Below are 1,453 nucleotides of genomic sequence, written 5' to 3'. Positions count from 1 at the left end.
GGAATGGTGGAAGCCCCGAGTTTAGTCAATCGTCCTTTCGACCTGAGTTCTTCCAGATGAGAACAGGCTTCTTCCTGCTTTTCCGGGGTTTGCTCATTCAGCGATCTTGCCAGACCTATGACTGAGTTTTGGTAGTCGGCCTGGCTGAGTTGGCTCCCGAATTCATCTATGACGGCCTGGAATTTTTCTTCTGCATCGCTGAACTGTTTGTTTTTCAGTGTTATGTAAGCTTGGTTGATGTTTTCTCTTGCCTCTTTGGGCGATTGCTTGTTCCCTGACGGGTGCGGCCTTTGAGAAAAAGATGCCCTGTGCGCAGTGGTTCGTCGATCACGAATAGTTGGGGGCGTACCCGAAGATCGATCGTCATCGCCGCCCGAACCACGAGGAACAAACGGTTGCGCACACGGGTTGAGTTTAGATTCAGGCATTGTTTCCTGATGAATGTCCTGATTGGCATCTTGATTGGCATCAGGCAAGCGATATTGAGACGGTTGCGATGTTGAACCGTAGTCTGGTGGTAATCCGTAACTCATGGCAAAGTAACCTCCTTTTACGCTCTTAAGACAGCAAAAGTACATAAGAGTTCACCCAAGCGCCTCAATGACCTGACCCTTTGGAATAAACTCCGCTCAGGATGAACGGGGTTTGGTTGCTCAGGATGAACGAGGGGACTGTATGGATATCAAGGCTTGGCTGCATTAGGTTCGCCGTGCCTGATACTTCAGCTTTTCAACCGCTTGAGCTTCGGTGGTTCGCCAAGCGTCGTTAGCTTTAAACTTTCCTCCCCGGCTGGGGTCAAGGGTGTCGGCTTTTCTGAACCATTTCTGCCATTCGTCTTCAGGGTAACGCATCATTCTGAGACAGTGCGCTTTTTGCGAATAAGCGCCTGCACTCGGGGGGTATTTTTCCAGTGCGGATTCCACGTACTCAAGCGCTTTTTTGAGATTATCTTGTCCTGACTCAGGGTCATTGTTTGTTATCTGCAGAGAAGCCAGTTTGAAATAATGGATCGAGGTTGCCAGCAAGGTATTGGCACTTTCCTGATACCCGGTCACCATTTCCATAAATCTTGCTTCTCCGATGTATGAGTTCAGCAGTGCGAATTCACATTCACTTGTATGGTATAAATCAGAGCAACGATGTATCAGTCTTTGAGCCCGTTCATTCTTATCCATCACCTGCCAGAGGCGGACCAGGGCCAGATCAAGATCGTGATTTCCGCTGGGTGTGCAAAGGTCTTCCTCAGTGTCATTGGGTTGCTTGTCACTCATGTCCAGCAGCAGTTTTTCAGACCGTCTATGTTTGCCCATTGCCTTCCAGTTTCGCGCCAGGGCCAGGTCAATAAGAAGATGCCCGCAGGCCTTGCAAAGGTCTTCCTCTGTGTCATCGAGCTGCTTGCCACTCATGTCCAGCAGCAGTTTTTCAGACCGTTTATATTCGCCCACTCTTCCCC

Annotated in this window: 2 protein-coding genes; both read right to left on the bottom strand. The window is 49.6% G+C overall.

What is annotated here, in order from left to right:
- Positions 1-533, bottom strand: a 533-nt coding sequence (locus tag KDK18_RS11455; protein ID WP_257255037.1) for a PABP-interacting PAM2 motif-containing protein, incomplete at its 3' end; no start/stop codon positions are given.
- A gap of 165 nt (positions 534-698) precedes the next feature.
- Positions 699-1,453 (bottom strand): hypothetical protein (locus KDK18_RS11450; RefSeq protein WP_257255036.1); only part of this gene is annotated, 755 nt, incomplete at its 5' end.

Source organism: Endozoicomonas sp. SESOKO3, from assembly GCF_024606255.1.
The sequence above is the reverse complement of the archived record's forward strand: the minus strand, read 5'-3'. Positions and strand labels throughout refer to the sequence as shown.